This window comes from Pedobacter sp. MR2016-24 (assembly GCF_026239655.1).
GTDB lineage: Bacteria > Bacteroidota > Bacteroidia > Sphingobacteriales > Sphingobacteriaceae > Pedobacter.
The window spans coordinates 365,334-386,055 of record NZ_JAPIVO010000002.1 but is presented as its reverse complement, the minus strand read 5'-3'; the positions used below and the strand labels follow the sequence as shown (position 1 = coordinate 386,055).

General features: G+C 40.9%; 17 protein-coding genes. 11 read left to right on the top strand and 6 right to left on the bottom strand.

Annotated features, from left to right (window positions below; all coding sequences use genetic code 11):
* The first annotated feature begins 92 nt into the window (after positions 1-92).
* From clpB to OQX62_RS05840, 3 genes are all read left to right on the top strand, one after another.
* The gene (gene clpB / locus OQX62_RS05850; RefSeq protein WP_265830481.1) at positions 93-2,699 is read left to right on the top strand and encodes an ATP-dependent chaperone ClpB; all 2,607 of its coding nucleotides are present in this window, start codon (positions 93-95) and stop codon (positions 2,697-2,699) included.
* 184 nt (positions 2,700-2,883) lie between these two features.
* Entirely contained in the window at positions 2,884-5,133 is a 2,250-nt protein-coding gene (locus OQX62_RS05845) for a glycosyltransferase family 4 protein (RefSeq protein WP_265830480.1), read from the top strand.
* Positions 5,134-5,159: 26 nt separating this feature from the next.
* Positions 5,160-6,161, top strand: coding sequence for a glycosyltransferase family 4 protein (locus OQX62_RS05840; RefSeq protein WP_265830479.1), 1,002 nt, complete (start codon positions 5,160-5,162; stop codon positions 6,159-6,161).
* 18 nt (positions 6,162-6,179) lie between these two features.
* Here the strand turns inward: OQX62_RS05840 and OQX62_RS05835 are convergent, their stop codons facing one another.
* On the bottom strand, positions 6,180-7,661 hold the full coding sequence (locus OQX62_RS05835; protein ID WP_265830478.1) for a glycoside hydrolase family 130 protein: 1,482 nt from the start codon (positions 7,659-7,661) through the stop codon (positions 6,180-6,182).
* Positions 7,662-8,061: 400 nt separating this feature from the next.
* Here OQX62_RS05835 and OQX62_RS05830 point away from each other — a divergent pair, with 400 nt between their 5' ends.
* Complete coding sequence (locus OQX62_RS05830) at positions 8,062-8,694, top strand: outer membrane beta-barrel protein (protein WP_265830477.1); 633 nt, start codon at positions 8,062-8,064, stop codon at positions 8,692-8,694.
* 311 nt (positions 8,695-9,005) lie between these two features.
* Here the strand turns inward: OQX62_RS05830 and OQX62_RS05825 are convergent, their stop codons facing one another.
* A complete protein-coding gene (locus OQX62_RS05825; RefSeq protein ID WP_265830476.1) occupies positions 9,006-11,513 on the bottom strand; it encodes a S9 family peptidase in 2,508 nt (835 codons plus the stop codon).
* Between the two features lie 161 nt (positions 11,514-11,674).
* Between OQX62_RS05825 and OQX62_RS05820 the strand changes: the two genes are divergently transcribed.
* Positions 11,675-12,544: a polysaccharide deacetylase family protein gene (locus OQX62_RS05820; RefSeq protein WP_265830475.1), complete on the top strand. Its 870-nt coding sequence runs from the start codon at positions 11,675-11,677 to the stop codon at positions 12,542-12,544.
* Positions 12,545-12,693: 149 nt separating this feature from the next.
* Here the strand turns inward: OQX62_RS05820 and OQX62_RS05815 are convergent, their stop codons facing one another.
* Positions 12,694-13,146, bottom strand: a complete 453-nt coding sequence (locus OQX62_RS05815) for a 3-oxoacyl-ACP synthase (RefSeq protein ID WP_265830474.1) — start codon at positions 13,144-13,146, stop codon at positions 12,694-12,696.
* 1 nt (position 13,147) lies between these two features.
* The gene (locus OQX62_RS05810) at positions 13,148-13,726 is read right to left on the bottom strand and encodes a nitroreductase (RefSeq protein WP_265830473.1); all 579 of its coding nucleotides are present in this window, start codon (positions 13,724-13,726) and stop codon (positions 13,148-13,150) included.
* A gap of 109 nt (positions 13,727-13,835) precedes the next feature.
* Here OQX62_RS05810 and OQX62_RS05805 point away from each other — a divergent pair, with 109 nt between their 5' ends.
* Positions 13,836-15,458, top strand: a complete 1,623-nt coding sequence (locus tag OQX62_RS05805; protein ID WP_265830472.1) for an ABC-F family ATP-binding cassette domain-containing protein — start codon at positions 13,836-13,838, stop codon at positions 15,456-15,458.
* Between the two features lie 76 nt (positions 15,459-15,534).
* Positions 15,535-15,723 carry a hypothetical protein gene (locus OQX62_RS05800; protein ID WP_265830471.1) on the top strand — a complete coding sequence of 63 codons (189 nt, stop codon included), beginning with the start codon at positions 15,535-15,537 and terminating at the stop codon, positions 15,721-15,723.
* Between the two features lie 141 nt (positions 15,724-15,864).
* On the opposite strand, the gene OQX62_RS05795 is transcribed toward OQX62_RS05800, so the two are convergent.
* A complete protein-coding gene (locus tag OQX62_RS05795; protein WP_265830470.1) occupies positions 15,865-17,070 on the bottom strand; it encodes a GTP-binding protein in 1,206 nt (401 codons plus the stop codon).
* A gap of 238 nt (positions 17,071-17,308) precedes the next feature.
* Here OQX62_RS05795 and OQX62_RS05790 point away from each other — a divergent pair, with 238 nt between their 5' ends.
* The 4 genes from OQX62_RS05790 to OQX62_RS05775 are packed head-to-tail and all read left to right on the top strand — an operon-like array spanning position 17,309 to position 20,128.
* Complete coding sequence (locus OQX62_RS05790; RefSeq protein ID WP_265830469.1) at positions 17,309-17,935, top strand: ABC transporter ATP-binding protein; 627 nt, start codon at positions 17,309-17,311, stop codon at positions 17,933-17,935.
* Entirely contained in the window at positions 17,935-19,224 is a 1,290-nt protein-coding gene (locus tag OQX62_RS05785) for an ABC transporter permease (RefSeq protein ID WP_265830468.1), read from the top strand. The genes OQX62_RS05790 and OQX62_RS05785 overlap by 1 nt, the downstream gene beginning before the upstream one ends.
* A gap of 33 nt (positions 19,225-19,257) precedes the next feature.
* Positions 19,258-19,698, top strand: coding sequence for a hypothetical protein (locus OQX62_RS05780; protein WP_265830467.1), 441 nt, complete (start codon positions 19,258-19,260; stop codon positions 19,696-19,698).
* On the top strand, positions 19,679-20,128 hold the full coding sequence (locus OQX62_RS05775; protein WP_265830466.1) for a Fur family transcriptional regulator: 450 nt from the start codon (positions 19,679-19,681) through the stop codon (positions 20,126-20,128). Before OQX62_RS05780 ends, OQX62_RS05775 begins: the two co-directional genes overlap by 20 nt.
* A 92-nt stretch (positions 20,129-20,220) precedes the next feature.
* On the opposite strand, the gene OQX62_RS05770 is transcribed toward OQX62_RS05775, so the two are convergent.
* Positions 20,221-20,721 carry an FKBP-type peptidyl-prolyl cis-trans isomerase gene (locus OQX62_RS05770; protein WP_265830465.1) on the bottom strand — a complete coding sequence of 167 codons (501 nt, stop codon included), beginning with the start codon at positions 20,719-20,721 and terminating at the stop codon, positions 20,221-20,223.
* Position 20,722: the final 1 nt, after the last annotated feature.

Below are 20,722 nucleotides of genomic sequence, written 5' to 3'. Positions count from 1 at the left end.
GACATTAATTCTGAATTAAATATTTTTAAACGACATAATTTCCGATTAAAGCCTTTCCTTTACTATGGCATTTCTTTTGTGCCAAGCCAGACATGAACTTCAATAACTTTACTATTAAAGCACAGGAAGCAATCCAACAGGCTTCTGAAATAGCTCAGGGCAATCAGCAACAAGCTATTGAAACGGCACACCTGCTCAAAGGTCTGCTCACTGTTGATGAAAACGTGGTTTCATATGTACTAAAAAAGCTTAATGTTCATTTAAATGCATTAAATCAGCAGCTGGATGCGCAGATTGCGAAATTCCCGAAAGTGAGTGGCAGCAACGCTTACTTGTCCTCTGGTGCAAATGCAGTATTGCAGAAAGCGCAGTCTTATTTAAAAGAATTTAAGGATGAGTTTGTTTCTGTAGAGCATCTTCTATTAGGCATATTAGCCGTTAATGATAATATATCCAAGCTTTTAAAAGAGCAGGGGGTAAATGAAAAAGACCTTAAGAAAGCGATTGCTGATCTTAGGGGAGATAATAAAGTAACAGATCAGAATGCTGAAGCCAGTTATAATGCGTTGAACAAATACGCAAGAAACCTGAATGAGTATGCTGAATCGGGAAAACTGGATCCTGTAATTGGCAGGGATGAAGAAATTCGCCGTGTAATTCAGATTCTATCCAGAAGAACAAAAAACAATCCTATTCTGATTGGTGAACCGGGAGTAGGTAAAACTGCTATAGCGGAAGGAATTGCCTTCAGGATTATTAAAGGTGATGTGCCTGAAAACCTGAAAAGCAAAACAGTTTATTCACTTGATATGGGTGCATTAATTGCCGGAGCGAAATATAAGGGCGAATTCGAGGAGCGTTTAAAAGCTGTCATTAAAGAAGTAACGCAAAGTGAGGGCGATATTATCCTGTTTATTGACGAGATCCATACACTGGTAGGTGCTGGTGGCGGTGAGGGCGCAATGGATGCAGCTAATATTCTTAAACCGGCATTGGCACGTGGAGAATTAAGAGCAATCGGTGCGACAACATTAAACGAGTACCAGAAGTATCTGGAGAAGGATAAAGCACTGGAACGTCGTTTCCAAAAGGTAATTGTAGATGAGCCGGACACTCAGGATGCAATTTCCATCTTAAGAGGATTGAAAGAACGCTATGAAACCCACCATAAGGTGAGAATTAAAGATGAGGCCATTATTGCAGCTGTCGAGTTGTCCCAACGGTATATCAGCGACAGGTTCCTGCCTGACAAAGCGATCGATCTGATGGATGAAGCTGCTTCTAAATTACGTTTGGAAATGGATTCTGTACCGGAAAATGTAGATGAGCTGGACCGCAAGATTATGCAGCTGGAAATTGAGCGCGAAGCTATCAGGAGGGAGAATGACGACAAAAAAGTGGCTTCCCTTGGGGAAGAGATTGCAAATCTTTCTGCTGAACGTGACGAACTGAAAGCGAAATGGCAGTCGGAGAAGGATGTGGTAGACGGAATCAATAACGAACTACAGCAGATTGAGAATTATAAACTGGAAGCAGATCAGGCAGAAAGAGCGGGTGATTATGGAAAGGTTGCCGAAATCCGTTATGGCAAAATCAAAGAGTCGCACGACAAGGTAGAGCAGCTGAAAGTAACTCTGGAGAGTCAGCAAGGTGACGGACGCATGTTGAAAGAGGAAGTTACGGCAGATGATATTGCAGGAGTTGTAGCGCGGTGGACCGGGATTCCGGTAACCAAACTGATTGCCAGCGAGCGGGAGAAACTGCTGAACCTGGAAGATGAGTTACATAAACGCGTGGCTGGTCAGGATGAAGCAATTGAAGCCATTTCGGATGCTATCCGCCGTTCACGTGCAGGTTTACAGGATAAAAGAAAGCCGATTGGTTCTTTCATCTTCCTGGGAACTACAGGTGTGGGTAAAACCGAGCTGGCTAAGGCGCTTGCTGAGTTTTTGTTTAATGATGAAAATGCATTAACCCGTATCGATATGAGTGAATATCAGGAGCGGCATTCAGTTTCCAGATTAATAGGTGCGCCTCCGGGATATGTAGGTTATGATGAAGGCGGGCAGCTGACAGAAGCAGTGCGTCGCAAACCTTATTCGGTCGTATTGCTGGATGAGATTGAGAAAGCACATCCTGATGTATTCAATATCCTGTTGCAGGTATTGGACGACGGAAGGCTTACCGATAATAAAGGAAGACTGGTAAATTTCAAAAATACAATCATCATCATGACCTCCAATATCGGTTCACACCTGATTCAGGATAACTTTAAGGAGCTAAGTGATAATAACAGAGATGAAGTAATTGCGAAAACTAAAAATGAGCTTTTTGAGCTGTTGAAACAGACCATCAGACCAGAGTTTTTAAACCGTATTGATGAGCTCATTATGTTTACTCCGCTGAACCGTAATGAGGTCAGAAATATTGCCGAACTGCAATTCAGACATGTACAGCAAACCCTTGCAGATATGGGTATTGAGATTGAGGCTTCGAAAGAAGCGCTGGACTGGCTGGCTGAACTGGGCTACGATCCGCAGTTTGGTGCAAGACCTTTGAAAAGGGTTATACAGAAACGTGTACTGAATGAACTATCCAAAGAGATCTTAGCTGGAAAAATCGATAAAGAAAGCAAAATCAAGCTGGATATGTTTGATCATAACTTTGTGTTCCTGAATACAAAACATGTAGAAATGTAACTGGAAATGGATTGATTTTACAGAAAAGCCGGATATTTTAAAACAATAGCCGGCTTTTTTGAATTACATTGTGTACGAACCAATAAACTGTATCATATATACATGAAACCTGTACAAGATGACATTTTAAAAGCAGTGGACATCTTACGCAAGCTTCGTAACCTTTAAAAACAATTATTCCTTAATGAAAATAGCTTACATATCAACTTACCCTCCGCGTGAATGTGGTATCGCTACATTCAATCATAATCTCTTAAAAGCGATTGGCCACGACGTCAAATCGGTATCATCAGACAGTTTTGTTGTCGCAATGACCGACTCAGAGCACATTGATACTTATGAATACCCTGCTGAAGTACAATATGTCATCAGACAGGAAAACCAGAAAGATTATACCAGAGCGGCCGATTATATCAATACGAGCCTTACCGACGTCTGTATTTTAGAACATGAATTTGGCATCTATGGTGGTGAAAGTGGGGTATATATCCTTCCGCTGATTGCAAGGCTGCAAAAACCACTGATCACGATTCTGCATACGATCCTGAAGGATCCCTCTTACGTGCAGCTCACCATTATCAGGGAGATTGCAAAATATTCTTCGAAGATTGTAGTGATGAGCCAGAAAGCCGTCGGTTTTTTAACCACCATCTACGGCATTTCCGAAGATAAAATCAGACTGATAGAACATGGTGTGCCTGATCTGGAGCCTAAGGCAGATAACCCGGTAAAATCATCTTTAGGTTTTAAAAATAAAAAGGTGCTTTTTACTTTCGGTTTAATTAGTCGTAATAAAGGCCTGGAAACAGTAATCGAGGCTCTTCCAGCTATTGTAGAGAAAAATCCGGATACCATGTATGTCATACTTGGTACAACCCATCCGGGTGTCATCAAGAATTCAGGTGAAGAATACCGTGACAGTTTGAAAAGACTCGCTAAAAAACTTAATGTAGAGAATAACCTGATCTTCATTAATAAGTTTGTATCCGAAGAAGAGTTATACGATTATCTGACGGCGGCAGACATGTATATCACACCCTACCTGAATGAGGCGCAGATCACCAGCGGTACACTATCCTATGCAGTGGGTGCAGGTGCAGCAGTAATTTCCACTCCATACTGGCATGCACAAGAGTTGTTAGCCCGCAACAGGGGGAAACTGTTCGACTTTAAAGATTCTACCGGACTGGCGCATATTATAAACGAGTTATTCGAGAATGAGTCATTGCTCAATGAACTGAAAAGTAACGCCTATAATTATGGTTTGCACTTACGCTGGCCAAATACAGGCGGTGTATTCATCGATACTTTACGCGAAGCGATCACACATGCAAAACAGGAAAAAGAAGAAATAAAGCCCATCATTGATCCCGATATGATGCCTGCATTTAGTATGGCCCATATTCAGCGTCTGACGGATGATACCGGTATTGTACAGCACGCAAAATATGGCATACCTAATCTGAAAGAGGGATATTGTCTGGACGACAATGCCCGTGCATTGATTATGGTGATTCAGGCATGGCAGCAAAATAAAAGTAAGGCAGCATTAGAACTCCTGCCTGTCTATCTCAGTTATATTCAATATATGCAATGCGATGACGGAAATTTCAGGAACTTCCTGAGTTTCAGAAGGGAATATCTCGATGAAATTGGCACTGAAGATTCTTTCGGCAGGACAGTATGGTCACTCGGTTACCTGATCAGCAATGCACCTAATAATTCTTACAGAGAGTTTGCAAAAGAATTATTTGATAAGTCAGTCCCGCATTTTAGTCAGCTGAAACACTTAAGAGGTCTCGGAAATACGATGATTGGTCTGGCTAATTACCTGAAAGCACATCCCTACGATGAAGGCATAGTTAAGGAATTCAATCAGCTGGCTGAACCTTTGAAAGCCGCTTACAGAGCAAACAGGACGGACAACTGGCATTGGTTTGAAGAAAAAATGACTTATGATAATGCCATTATGCCATTGGCATTGCTGAGTCATTATCAGATTACACATGACCAGGAATCTTTTGACATCGCGATGGAAAGTATGGACTACCTGACGGCAAAAACTATGAGTAATGGCTATTTGAATCCGGTAGGTAATGATGGCTGGCTGTTCCGTGACCAGGAGATGGCTTTATATGATCAGCAGGCGATTGAAACGATGGCAATGGTACTGATGTATTTCAAAGCTTATGAAATTACCCACAACCTGGAATATATCAAACAGATGTACCTGAGTTATCAATGGTTCCTGGGTGAGAATAGTCTGAGATTACCTTTATATGATTATGAGACAAAAGGTTGCGGAGACGGATTACAGACCTATGGTGTGAACAGAAATCAGGGTGCTGAAAGTACACTGGCTTACTGGATATCGCACCTGACAGTATTAAAGGCACTTGAGTTTGAATATGAATTCAATCCTAAAAAAGCCTGAATAAATTTTAAAGAAGAAGCGATTAAATGAAGATAGCCGTATTATCTCCCGTTGCATGGAGAACTCCACCGCGCCATTATGGTCCCTGGGAACAGGTAGCATCCAATCTTACCGAAGGCCTGGTAGCTGCCGGTATGGAAGTTACTTTATTTGCTACCGGCGATTCCGTGACCCAGGCCCAATTGGACAGCGTGGTATCAGTTGGATATGCAGAGCAGCAGGATCAGGATGCTAAAGTACTGGAATGTTTGCACATCAGTAACCTGATGGAGCGGGCGGGTGATTTTGATCTGATCCATAATCATTTCGACTTTTTGCCCCTGAGTTATACAGGACTCATTAAAACGCCTGTAATTACAACTATCCATGGGTTTTCCTCTGAAAGGATTATTCCGGTATACCAGAAATACAATGCCCACACGCATTACGTGTCTATCAGTGATGCTAACCGGCACCCGCTTTTGAATTACCTGGGCACAGTTTATAATGGATTGGATACTGGTGATTTTGAATTTAATGCCGTGCCGGATGATTATCTTTTGTTCTTTGGAAGGATACATCCCCACAAAGGTACCTCTGAAGCAATTGCAATAGCAAAAGCCAGTGGCCGGAAGTTGATTATTGCCGGCATTATTCAGGATGAAAATTATTTCAAAAACCATGTTGAGCCGCATTTGAATGAAGACATTCAATTTGTAGGTTCTGCAGGGCCTGCAGATCGTAATCACTTGTTGGGTAAAGCCACCGCTTTACTTCATCCTATCAGCTTTGAGGAGCCTTTTGGATTAAGTGTAGCAGAAGCCCTTTTATGCGGTACCCCGGTAATTGCCTTTAACAGGGGGTCGATGCCTGAACTGATTCAGGATAAAAAAACCGGTTATCTTGTTGGAACGATTGATGAGGCGGTAGAAGCGCTGAAAAGTATAAAAGAGATAGACCGTTCCTATTGCCGCGATTGGGCGAACAGTAAGTTTTCAAGAGAAAAGATGGTAGAGGATTATATCCGCCTCTACCATCAAATCGTATAATACCAGCTTAGATACCGGTTAAGAATTTTGCTGCTCCGCAGCAGAGTTCAGTAACCTTTCCAGTAATAAGTCAATCTTAACTGACGCAAAAGATGAACAATAATCTGATAAGCCATATGGGATGATCAGTTCACCGTTATGTATAATTGAACCACATGAATAAAGCACATTTGGCACATAACCTTCTCTTTCATCATTATTCGGGATCACCAATGGCTCACTTAACCTGCCAATCTCTATAGAAGGATCTTCAAGGTCCAGCAAACATGCACCCAGGCAATACCTGCGCATTGGTCCCACACCGTGCGTGATAATCAACCAGCCGGCTTCCGTTTCTATAGGCGAACCGCAATTACCTATCTGAATAAATTCCCATGGAAATTTTGGCTGTTGTAGCATGACAGGGTTGTCCCATACCGTAATCTTGTCAGAATACATCAGGTAGTTGTTCCACCCGTCGATACGCGACATCATTGCGTACTTTCCCTTTATCTTCCTTGGAAACAAGGCGAGGTTCTTATTTTGTGCACCTGCGCCATGCAGGGGGCTGATTTTAAAATCATAGAAATCAGTGGTCTGCAACAGCTTTGGCATAATCATAGCACCGTCAAAGGCCGTATAGGTTGCATAATAGATAACCGTCCCGTCATCCTTCACAAAACGAACAAACCTGGCATCCTCAATCCCCTTACGCTCAAATTCAGATATCGGGAAAATTACGCGGTCGGAAATGTCAGTATCCCTCGAAAAGCTGATTTCATGGTAAGTATCAGAAAGCCAGAGTATTTTATCATATTCCAGTTTCTTTAAATCGTCTTCCTGCAGATTTTTGGAATCTATGATCAGCCTTCGCAAAACGGAATAATCAAACTTCTCTTCCAGTTTCAGTCCCACCTCATCCAGTACTTCCAGATCAATCTTGGAATCTGCTGCTTTTTTTAAAAACAACTTCTTATTGTATATCGCATTTCGCACTATCTCTGCTTCATCAATATAATTTCCGGCAGGATTTACCGTAATGTTACCATTCCGGTCCACCAGTGCCCTCCTGAAGACTACAGAAGAGATATGGCCTTCACCCACCGCACGAAAACTAATGATTAATCGTTTTTCGCCCTCAACCAATTCGGACTGGTCAGGATCTTCTACCACAGAGGGATTGAAAAATGCCGCAGACTCAATAGAATACTCATGCGTAAAATAAGAGCCCAGTAACAGGCGCTCGTATTTATTTAAGGCCTCGAAGTCGATCCCCAGCTCATCAATAATGTGCTTGATCTTTTTGCAATGCCGCGCAAGAATTTTAGTAATATTTCTATGCCTCTTGGAGTATTCCTGAAGGATTGGCGATATCAATCCAAAAACTTCTTCACTTGAAAGTGATAATACTCGCTTTACTACTTCCTTAGCCCTGTCATCACCGTTAAAAAAAAAACGGGCAATCACACGTTTCGGATCGGGATATACTTTAATTGATTTTCGTTCTACTAACAGTCTCATAATGGTATAACGTTTAGAATACATGCAAAGGTTTGATGAATTTAGATTTTTTTTTAAGTAAAAACGCAGTTACACCATATTTATTTAATCTGACCTGTATCGATAATCATGAAAAAACTGACAAAAACACCGTTAAAGAAGCTGACATTACAACAAATAAAGTCAATTTGTCTCATCAAGCAACAGGTTAACAATTTGTTAAATTAATGTTAATTGTCATACCAGAATAATAAAGGCGAAACTAAAACATTTTATCTTACTATCCGATAAGCTTTTACAAAAAAGTGCCTTCCCGCAATCTGAAGCAAATAATTCTTTGGCATCAGTCTTGACTATATGACAAACATAGTCAGACATTAAAACAAAAATCTGGCTTTGTATAAATTAAAAAAGCAACAAAATGAAAAAAGTATTATTATCGTTAATCGCAGTAGCTGGATTAGCATTTACAACTCAGGCACAAACAGAAAAAGGTAATTTCTTAATTGGTGGTAACGTAGAATTAAACACTGGTAAAACTGATGGTGCAGCTAAAACAAACATTAATTTCGCTGTAATTCCCAGCGTTGGATATTTCTTCAGCAATGATTTTGCAGTAGGTACTGGAATTGGTTATGAATATGCTAAAAATTATTCATCCGTTGACGTTGCAGGTACTTTGGTAGGTGCTTCAGCACAATCTTCAGCATTTGTTGTAAGCCCGTTCTTACGTGGTTACAAAAGTGTAAATGACCAATTCAAATTCTTTGCACAATTATCTGTACCAATGGCTTTCGGAAACAATAAAATCGGTGATGCTGAAGGAAACAACATGGTTAAAACTGGTAAAAACAACCAGGTAGGTGTTGCTTTATCTCCAGGTTTCGCTTTTTTCCCAAGCAAAAAATTCGGTATCGAATTCTCTGTTAACGGAATCAGCTACAATGACTACAATGCAGAAGACGCTAACGGAAACAATGTTGGTGGCAACAAAAACTTCAATATCGGTGCAAACTTCTTTGCTCCAAAAATCGGTGTTCAGTTCTACTTATAATATGTAGATATTCTACACAACGAGTTTTTAATACAAAAAGGGACTGTCCACAAGGCAGTCCCTTTTTGTATTACATGCATCATTCAATTTGAAACTGAGTATCTTTTATTAAAGACATCACGTTCCTTTATCTTCTGCAAACCTGACGAGTATTTCTTTAGCTTTCATGGCAGCTCTCTCAATAACCCTTTGCTTCCTACCGGCCTCTCCCCTCCTGTTAGATGAAGAAAAAAACACCCTGTATGTATTTTCGACCTTCTACGTTTTGCGCAGCAAAAGGTAGGCAGGCGAAAATACATACAGGGTGTTTTTTATTTTCCGTTTAACTCCACTTCTCTATCCATTTCCACTATATCCACTTCCTCATTAGGAGAAAAATCGCCAATCAGATATTTATTAAAGTGATCAGCCAGCTTCCAGAAACCATATTCCGTCAAGGTGCCAAAGCCATGGCGCTGCCCGGGCATAATCACAAATTCAAACCTTTTACCGGCCTTCATCAATGCATTTGCTAACCTGATCGTATTCGCAGGATGTACATTATTATCAACATCCCCCGTCATCACCAGTAAATGCCCTTTTAAGTTCCTGGCCAGGTCAGGATTCTTATCAATGCTATATTGAAAAGTAGTATCCCCTTTAGCTGAGACTATCTCCTTCACCCCGTGATGTTTCTCACTCCACCAGCGGTTGTAAATACTGTTATCGTGATTTCCAGCATTAGATACTGCAGCCTTAAAGAAGTCGGGATAAACCAGCATAGCGGCGGTCGACATAAAACCTCCGCCAGAGTGCCCTGTAATTCCAACCTTATTGATATCAATATAACTGTATTTATCCGCCAGTTGCTCTACCGCGGCCTTTTTATCTGCCAGACCATAATCACGTAAATTGCCGTAGCCAAAAGTATGGTACCATTTAGAACGCGCAGGGTTACCACCACGATTTCCAACGGTGATCACCACGTAACCGAACTGCGCCAGCCTGTCTGTACGGTCCATCGACTTGTTAAATGATTTATTTACCGCTTCCGTTTGCGGCCCCGGATAAACATATTCTATAATCGGGTATTTCTTCCTCGGATCAAAGTCGAACGGCTTGTACATTACCCCATAAATATCCGTAACACCGTCATCGGCTTTTACCTTGAACGGCTCAGGGAACTTGTACCCGGTTGCCATTAACAATGAAAGATCTGTTGTTTCCAGGTCCATCAGTTTATTTCCGTTCTGATCCAGCAGTACCGATTTAGGTACAGTATTTACCCTTGAAAAATTATCCACTACATACTTCGCTTCATCATTCATATTTACTGCGTGGTCGAAGTCGCCGCTATTTAACAGCTTCATACCAGAGCCATCAAAATTGACGCGGTACAGGTGTACATAATAAGGATCTTCTTTAGCTTCTCTGCCATTTGCCGTAAAATACAGCACTCTGTTCTTTTCATCAATGTTCACGATACTTTCGCAATGGAAAGCCCCCTTAGTGATCTGGTTTTTAAGTTTACCATTGTTGTCGAACAAATAAAAATGTGCCCATCCGTCACGTTCTGACCAATGGATGATTTCGTTGCCATCTTTAACCAGTCCTGGTCGGTTGATCTCTACATAGGTATTAAAGCGCTCGTCAATCAGCGGAGAGACTGTTCCCGTATTGATATCGATAAAACAGATATCTACACGCTTCATGTCCCGGCTTGTTCTTGAAAAATAGATTTTACTATTGTTCCCCAGCCATAGTGACGGTCTGAATTCATTGTCACGGTCTTTATTTAAAGACGGAGCCGGCCATACAGATAAGTTCTGATCCTTGAAGGCAGCTACATTCAGCTTTTTAATTGTTTTCGCTTCAAAATTAAACAACAGCAGCTCTTCCACTGCAGCTTCTTTTTCACCCGGCATCTGGTATTTGTATGTTTCCAGCGTGGGGCGACCAGCAGCAACGTTATTAATTACCCACAGGTCTTTCACTTTGCGTGAATCTTCCCTGTTTAGAACGAAGTATTTGGCGTTGGGCGACCATAAAACATATGCGCTTCTCCTTTTCTTGTTATTTTTTTCATTTTCCTCGTTGTTCTCCCCATCCCCGTCACTGCCATAAGCATAGAATTTAACCCCGTCTTTAGTCAGCTGATGTTCAACAATAGTACTGTCCTCCTCATTTTTAACCGCTTTCAGGTAATTTGCTTTATCCATCCAGTACAGGTTATAATTCCTCGAAAAGATTACCGCAGAAGAATCCGGCGCTACAGAACCCCATTCTGGTTTTGCTTTCGGCTTCTCATAGTTCTTTACTTCCGTCAGTTTTGCAGCATTCAGCTCATAATTGAAGTAAAAGATTTTTTTCTGCATCGAATCGGCTGCCTTTTTATCCTTTCTTTCTTTCTTCAGTTCATCAATAGTACTCTTTACCTCGAAAGTGATACTTTTCTCATCCTTCGAGAACTTTAGATTTTCTATCGGCAGATGTTGTGCGTCAAAAGGATCACGGATAATATTGGTAATTTCCGCAGCAAGCGTTGCACTGTTAAACAGTGTTCTTTTCTTCCGCACTGAAGGGTCAACAATGTACCACTCCTTACCATTTGGCGTTTCGTACATATACCAGAAACGGTTACTCAATTTCAGCCAGTGCGGATCTACCGCTGTAGAGTAAACAATCTTTTTTAGTTTATTCGGCGAAAACCGTGATGCTGCCTGGTAATTTGCTTTCGGTGCATCAGCCGCAACTTCCGTCATGGTGAAGGTTTTTGTCTGCGCTTCTACTGTAAAATGTGCAGTTAGTAAGAGTAAAAATAAAAGGTAAAATCTTTTCATAGTTAATGATTTAATAAAAGGCCTAAATTATCACATATACCGCTCAAAAAAGGCTGAACAGTGTAATAAATTGGATAGCTGATAAAAACGTACGATTTATAGAATAATTTACGAATGAATTGCAGGATTTTATAATTTTGCAGCTCACATATAAGACCTGAATGAAAAATTATTTTTTATCCTTTACTGCAGCAGCTATTATTTTTACAGCAGGCTGTCAGTCTAAATCACAAACAACAGCTAAAGAGGCCGACCAGCAGGAAGGCGCGACCACAACTGCAACGGCTGAAGCTCCGGGCAAGACCGTTGATGTTAACAAAGTAAAAGTGGCAGATGCAAAAACAATCCTTGCACGTAAGCAGGTACCCGTTTTGTGTTACCATCAGATCCGCGACTGGAAACCGAAAGATTCACAGACCGCAAAAGATTATATCACTCCGATAGCGACTTTTAAAGGACATATGAAAATGCTGGCAGACAGTGGGTACCATACTATTTTACTGGATCAGTTATACGATTACCTGAACAACGGTACGCCACTTCCAAGCAAACCTATAGTATTGACATTTGATGATACAGATCTTGATCAATATACAATTGCAGCCCCGGAAATGAAAAAATACGGCTTTAAAGGTGCATTTTTTGTGATGACCGTCTCCCTTGGTCGCCCCAACTATATGAGCAAGGCACAGGTTAAAGATCTTTCGGATCAGGGTCAGGATATCGGCTCACATACATGGGATCACCATAACGTTAAAAAATACCAGGGTAAAGACTGGGAAACTCAAATTGATAAACCTACAAAAACCCTTGAAGAAATTACCGGCAAAAAGATCTATCACTTTGCTTATCCATTTGGATTATGGAATCCGGAAGCAATTCCTGAGTTAAAGAAAAGAGGATTTAAAAGTGCATTTATCCTTTCTACCAAACGTGATGAAAATGATCCGTTGTTTACGATCAGAAGAATTATAGCAAGCGGATACTGGACGCCAAAAACACTGAGCAATAGCATCAAGAACAGCTTCTAGAACTACTCTTTTATAGGCAAAAGCGCCCTGTTATTTTAAATAACAGGGCGCTTTTGCATGAATGGATTTAAAGATCCGTGCTCATCCTTACGAAGAGCTTACTATAGACATATGCTCTTCACAGATTTTTCGTCATTTTTGATTACCGCTTATGCGATACTTACAATAGTATATTCGTTTTTATTAAAACTAAAAGCATCACCAGTCTGCTTACCGATCAGCAAAGCACCTATCGGTGATGCTGCAGAAACAGCGAAGACCCGCTGATTATCCAATTTCAGTAAACCTGCACTGATTGCTATATAAAAAATGCCGTTAGAAGTGTAAACCAGGCTACCGTTTCTCACGGTATCTCCTACCGGCATATTTGCCAGAGATTTGAGCATAGCAAGGTTCTGCTGACCATCAAATAACAGGTTTTTGTTTCTTGCAATATCCTGTTGCATCATTTCACGCGTGGTCTCAAACTTATCACCCGCACTGCTCTTTGTGTCATCATTGCTTGCCTCCTGCGCCTGCTGCAAAGCCGTTTCTGCAGTCTCGATACGCTGTGCAATAAAGCTTAGACACAGTGCATACAATCCCGATTTAAAATCTTCCATATTAATCCTCAACCCATTTAACCTTCTGTGCCATTGATGTACGCTTTGCTAAACGGGGTGCTTCATTATGATAGCCCATATAAAACAGGCCAAAGCATTTTTCATTTGGTGCAAGCTCCATATATTCTCCCAGTTCAGTAATGGTACCTGGTGAGCTCCAATAAGCACCCAGCTTTAAAGCTTCTGCCGTTAATGCCATGTTTTGTACTGCACAGGCAAATGAGGCAATCTCTTCCCACTCTGGCAGTATTTCTGGATGAAATTGTGCATTTAAAGCAATTACACAGCTCGACTGATCAAATTTATCTACTATGGCATCGTACTTCTTCTGCAGAAATTGTTCTTCAGGAGTCATCTCCTTATATAAACGCGCCATTTCTTCGCCGAGACGGTGTTTACCTTCATTACGGTAAACAATAAAACGCCATGGCTGGGTTAACTTATGTGTTGGTGCATAATTTGCACTTTCCAGGACCTGCTCAATAATTGCTGACGGAATCTCTTCCTTTGTATAACTAGGCGGAAAAATACTGCGTCTGCGCTGTATAACCGAACTTAAGATATCTATTTCTTTTTCCATAAAGCTTAAAAAACAAAAGTAACATTTAAGGGTCAGGATGATTAGTCTGGTAATGAATTTTATCATTTTATTTTATTATCACTACCTTTGCGGCTTATTTTTGTGCAATATGATTTCAGTTTCTAATTTATCCCTGCGTTACGGAAAACGTACCCTATTTGAAGATGTCAACTTAAAATTTAACCAAGGCAATTGCTATGGTGTAATTGGAGCGAACGGCGCGGGTAAATCAACTTTCTTAAAGATCCTTTCAGGTGAGGTGAACCAGACTTCCGGTACCGTTGCTTTCACTCCAGGTGAGCGCATGGCCGTTTTAAATCAAAATCACTATCAGTTTGACGAGTTCCCTGTAATTGAAACCGTAATGATTGGCCATAAGGAGTTATATGACATCATGAAGGAGAAGGATGCTATTTATCTGAAAGAAGATTTCACTGATAAAGACGGCGAGCGTGCCGGTGAACTTGAGAACAGGTTTGCTGAGATGGACGGATGGAATATGGAAAGCAATGCAGCTACCATGCTGAGCAATCTTGGAATTAAAGAAGAGCACCATTATAAACAACTAAAAGAGCTTGACGGTAACCAGAAAGTACGTGTATTATTAGCACAGGCCTTATTTGGTAATCCTGATATCCTGTTACTGGATGAGCCTACGAATGATCTTGACATCGAGACAATCGCGTGGCTGGAGAACTTTTTAGCAGATTACCAAAGCATTGTATTGGTGGTATCACACGACAGGCACTTTTTAGATGCAGTATGTACGCATATTGTGGATATTGATTTCAGCAAAATGAGTATTTATTCAGGTAACTACACTTTCTGGTATGAATCAAGTCAGCTGGCACTGAAACAACGTGGTGATCAGAATAAAAAGCTGGAAGAGAAAGTGAAGGAACTGCAGGAATTTATCCAGCGTTTCAGTGCAAATGCTTCGAAATCGAAACAGGCAACTTCCAGAAAGAAAGCTTTGGATAAAATTGATATCTCTGAAATTAAGGCATCCAGCAGGAAATATCCGGCTATATTATTCAATAACCTGGGCAGAGAGGCTGGTGATCAGATTTTACAAGTGGAAAATCTATCCTGCACGCTAAATGGCGAGGTGATGTTCAAGAACATCAATTTCATGGTCAACAAAGGCGATAAAATTGCTGTACTCTCTCAAAATAGCTTAGCTACCACTGCATTTTACAATGTATTGAGCGGAAGAGAGACAAATTATACAGGAGAATTTAAATTTGGAGTAACGATCAATGTAGCAGATATTCCTAATGATAATTCGCCATATTTTGAAGGTAAGGACGAAAATCTGGTAGACTGGTTGCGTGAATATTCAGGCACTGATCAGGATGAGCAGTTTGTAAGGAGTTTCCTTGGCAGGATGTTATTCTCTGGTGAAGAGGTACTGAAAAATGTGAAAGTCCTGTCAGGAGGAGAAAAAATGAGATGTATGTTTTCTCAGATGATGTTAAAGCATGCGAATCTGCTGATGTTTGATGAGCCTACCAATCACCTTGACCTGGAATCTATTACCGCTTTAAACAACGGCATGAAGGACTTCAGAGGTACAGCCTTGTTTACTTCAAGGGATCATGCCTTAACTGAATCTGTGGCTACACGCATCATAGAGATTACACCTAAAGGTACAATTGATAAAATGATGAGCTATGATGAATATATCAATAGTGATGAAATAGCACAATTAAGAGCTGAACTCTATAAATAATCATACATAAAACGAAATAGAAACGGGCGCTGTAAAACTTTACAGTGCCCGTTTTGTTTTATACCTAAACGAGATTATGGAAAGAGAAGAAATAAAGACGCTTTTAGCGTCAATTGAACAACAGGTAAGCTCTTCAATTTTAGGTGGCATGGAAGATACTTACAGCGAACTGGCAAGTCTGGGATATATAGTTCTGCACGATGATGAAGCACATCCTTCAGCAACCATTACACAAAAAGGAATAGATTTCCTTGAAAATGAGTAGCTATTAAAAAATGAAAGCACCGCAATAAGGTGATGAGTCCTGTTGCAATGCTTTCTGCTCAACTAAATAATGAATAACAAATATATCTATTCACATTAACACCTGCAACTAAATTGCATCTATTATTTTTACTCCCTTTTTTTACTGAATCACATTCGCAAAAGGATTAATAAAATCTTTCTTATCGTGGTAGTTGTCTATCTCCACATCTGTTAATAAACAAGCGTTCAGCTCTGCATGTAAGTCTTCCTTTTTCAAATCCTGCGCAATGAAAACCAGCTCATTTAGCCGATCGCCGAATTTCTCATCCCATCTGCTTTCTATAGCTGTACGGTTTTCTACGAAATTTATATCATTAAGACGGTCAGCTAATACCATTGAAGCCCACCAGCTGCCAGCACTTTCTACGCGCAGGGAGCCACCTGCCTGCGAAAAATTAAGCGCGGCATCCGGCATTGCTGCCAGCCAGAACAAACCTTTGGTTCTGATTACATTAGGTGGAAATTGCAGGTTTAAATAGTTCCAGAGGCGCTCCGGATGGAAAGGTTTAGCGGACCGAAAAACTGTACTGCTGATACCATACTCTTCAGTTTCAGGCTGATGTTCAGCACTCAGCTCTTTAATCCAGCCCGCGCCCTGTGCAGCCTCGTTAAAATCAAATAATCCGGTATGGAGAATTTCCCTGAGATCAACCTTACTAAAAGAAGACGCTATTTGCTTTGCTGAAGGATTCAGCCTGCTGATGAGTGCTTTCAGCAATTTAAGATCGTCTGCAGAGATTAAATCAATTTTATTGAGGACAATTACATTCGCAAATTCTATCTGATCTGTAAGCAGATTTACGATCGTACGCCGATCTGCAGTATCATCTACCCAGTCGCGATCCAATAATAGCTCACTCGTACCGAAATCTTTTTTAAAGTTAAAGCAGTCCACCACAGTCACCATCGTATCCAGCTGACTGAACTTGCTGAGATCGATTCCCTTCTCCTCATCAATATAACTAAACGTTTGCGCAACAGGGATCGGTTCAGAGATACCGGTACTTTCAATAATCAGGTAATCAAAACGGTTTTCTCTGGCCAGCTTCTCTACTTCGGCTACCAGATCTTCACGAAGTGTGCAACAGATACATCCATTACTCATCTCCACCAGCCGCTCTTCTGTACGTGACAATATATTTTCGCCCTCAACAGTTCGCGCGTCTATATTGATCTCACTCATATCATTCACAATCAGCGCCACCTTAAGATTCTCCTTATTGTGGAGAATGTGGTTCAATAAAGTTGTTTTACCGCTGCCAAGAAATCCGCTCAGCACACTTACAGGTAATAATTTCTGTTTCATACGTTAATGCAATATAGTTGCAAATATACAGATTAGATCATAAATGCAATACTATTGCATTTATATTTTATGTTTTACAACAATCAAAAAAATGTATCGTTATCTGTCTACCAGACAGGAGACTTATTTTAAATCAAAATTTTGTTTATATGATGATACAGATAGTAGTTGCAATTGACTTGCAAATACTATTTTTGTCTGTATTTTAGCTTTAAATCATTTCTACACCAAAACATCAATGATATCCATCAAATCAGTTTCGCACAGTTACAGCAATGCTTTACGTATCAGCTTTAAGGACTGGGAAATCAATAATGGCGACCAATGGCTCCTTTTAGGCGAGTCTGGCAGCGGTAAAACCACCCTACTCCATATCCTCACGGGAATTCTAAAGCCCGAAGAAGGCGAAGTTAATATGGATGGTACATCGGTGTACTCACTTTCATCGAGAGCACTGGATCAGTTCAGGGGTAGAAACATAGGTATCATTTTTCAACGTCCGCACCTGATAAAAAGCCTGACGATTAAAGAAAACCTGTTATTGGCACAAAGCTTTGCCAAACTGCCAGAAAATCCGGAGCGTATAAACGAAGTGCTCCACTCGCTTGGAATTATAGAGAAAAAAGATGCTTATCCAAACGAGCTGAGTCAGGGTCAGTTACAGCGGGTGTCCATAGCAAGGGCCGTGATTAATAAACCAGCTTTATTAATTGCAGATGAGCCGACCTCTAGTCTGGACGATAAAAACGCCATTGCCGTGCTCAATTTACTAGTGGAACAATCAGGTTTAAATCAGGCTACCCTAATTGTAGCTACACACGATAAAAGAGTTAAAGACGCATTTACCAATACTTACGAATTATAATGAGCCCTATAAAAATCAGCTGGAAAAGTTTATGGTCTAAACCGCTGTCATCCGCATTAAATATCATGCTCATTGCGTTTGGTACAGGTATCCTTACCATTTTGCTACTGGCATCCACACAGATCAGTCAGAAACTAGATAACAATTCAAAAGATATTGACCTGGTAGTGGGCGCCAAAGGGAGTCCGCTGCAACTGATCCTGAGCAGTATTTATTATATAGACTTTCCTACGGGCAACATTCCTTTGAAAGATGCACAGGAGCTTTCACATAGCCCATTCGTTAAAAGAGCGGTCCCACTGGCGCAGGGCGACAATTACGAAGGGATCAGGATTGTAGGTACAGACAGCAACTTTGTGCGTGTATATAAACTAACTACAAGCAGTGGAAAGTTCTGGTCGGCCGACTTCGAAGTCACCGTTGGGGCGACCGTTGCAGCGACCAAAAAACTTAAAATCGGAGATACTTTTTTCGGTGCCCATGGTTTAACCGGCAGTACGGACGTCCATAAAACTCATGCCTATAAGGTAGCCGGCATTTTAACACCTCAGGGCAATGTGACAGATAACCTGATTCTCACCAATATCGCAAGTGTATGGAGAATGCATGACGATCATGAAAAAGAGGAAGCTACGGAACAACATCAGCGATCAGCACATCACCATGAAAAAACAGAAGGTCAGCAACAGGAAGAAACAGGAGATCATGAGAAGGAGACAAGGCCTGACCAGGGTGGAGCGGATAGTGGAAGAGAGATTACCGCTTTACTGATACAGTACAGGTCACCTATGTCTGTAGTGATGTTTCCAAGAATGGTAAACCAGTCTACTGCCCTGCAAGCCGCCTCTCCCGCGATGGAGAGCACACGTTTATTCTCATTAATTGGCGTAGGGGTCGATACCTTGCAATGGTTTGCTATACTCATCATGCTCATTGCTGCGATCAGTGTATTCGTTAATCTCTATAATTCTCTAAAAGAACGTAATTACGATCTTGCTATCATGCGCACGCTTGGTGCTTCCCGGGGGCAGTTATTTCAGATTATTATATTTGAAGGGATACTTTTAACTTTCGCTGGTACAGTTATTGGCATTGCATTAGGTCACCTTGTCCTGCAGTTTATTGGCGCATACCAGGAAAGCAGTCAGGCCCGTTTAAGTGGTTTGATTTTCCTTGGTACGGAGATATATTTATTTGTTGCAGGGCTGGCGATTGGTATATTTGCAGCCATTATACCTGCGGTGCAGGCGTACAGATCCAATATTTCAAAAATACTGTCCAAAAACTAGGTTATGATTTTCATAACCCTTAAAAATAAAAATATGAAGAAGTTACTCCTGATATGTTTACTATTTTCCGGCTTTGCAGTAAAAGCACAACATGATCCCAATGATCAGATTATGTCTGCCAACTGGGAAGTTATCGGAGGCGTTGATTTTAAAATTGTAAAAGACACGCAGATGCTACCTGTATTCACACCGGAAATCAAAAAACACATGAATAAACCTTTCGAACTGGAAGGTTATATGGTGCCGATTAAAGATGGAATGAAGCAGACAAAATTTATGCTTTCTACCCTGCCCATTAACCAGTGTTATTTCTGTGGGAAAAACGGTGTACCCATTATGGTGCTTGTTGAACTCGCCGAACCTATTAAGTTCACCTACCAGACCGTGATGATTAAGGGCACACTGAAATTAAATTCAGGTAATGCAATGGACAATCCACCAATAGTGTTAACTAATGCAAAATCAATCCAATAATATGACTATCGATCCGGTTAATATACTAAAAGAGCATTCCCTTAAACATACCAAACAAAGGATCCGTGTTTTAGAAGAGATTGCGTTGGATACCGTGGCCATTTCACAGCCAGAGCTGGAGAAAAAGCTGGGTAAAGAGATAGACAGGGTAACCTTATACAGGATACTGAATATTTATGAGGATAAGGGGATTCTGCATAGAATAATGGATATGAACGGGACGGCAAATTATGCTATTTGTTCATCTTCCTGCTCCGAGGACCATCACCATGATGAGCATGTACATTTCAACTGTACCAATTGTACAAAAATATATTGCCTGGATGTAGTGCTACCGCAGATAAAAATGCCTCAGGGTTTTACTGCTGCAACGATGCATACTACTGCTTACGGCATTTGTGAGAAGTGCAGTGTTATGGTATCGAAATAACGATTGACTGCATAACGATCAATCAGCTTAATCTTTAACAGCAAAGGGCCGGAAAATATTTCCGGCCCTTTGCTGTTAAAAAGATATCAGGACTAGTGTCCAGCGTGTCCGTCTGCACCATGTGCATGACCGTGACTTAATTCTTCTTCAGTTGCCTCACGTACAGCAAGGATAGTACCACCGAAAATAAGGTTTTTACCAGCCATCGGGTGATTTAAGTCTACCGAGATCGTCTCGTCATGAATCGCAGTTACACCAGCTCTGAAGTGGTTACCTTCATTATCCTGTAGCGGAATAACGTCACCAACATTCGGCAGATCTACTTCTTTGAACATATCCTTTGGCAAGTCAGCAAAAGCTCCCGGATCTTTTTCTCCGTAACCGTCAGCTGCGCTTAACTCAAATTTATATTCATCACCTACATTCAGTCCAGCTAAATGCTCTTCAAATTTAGGTAACATCATACCTGTACCGTATAAGAAGACCAATGCGTTTTGCTCATCAGCTTTTTCTACGAAAACTTGTTGTCCCTCTTCATTAGTCGTATGCAATTCGTACGTTAATGAAACTACTGTATTGGGTTTAATACTCATT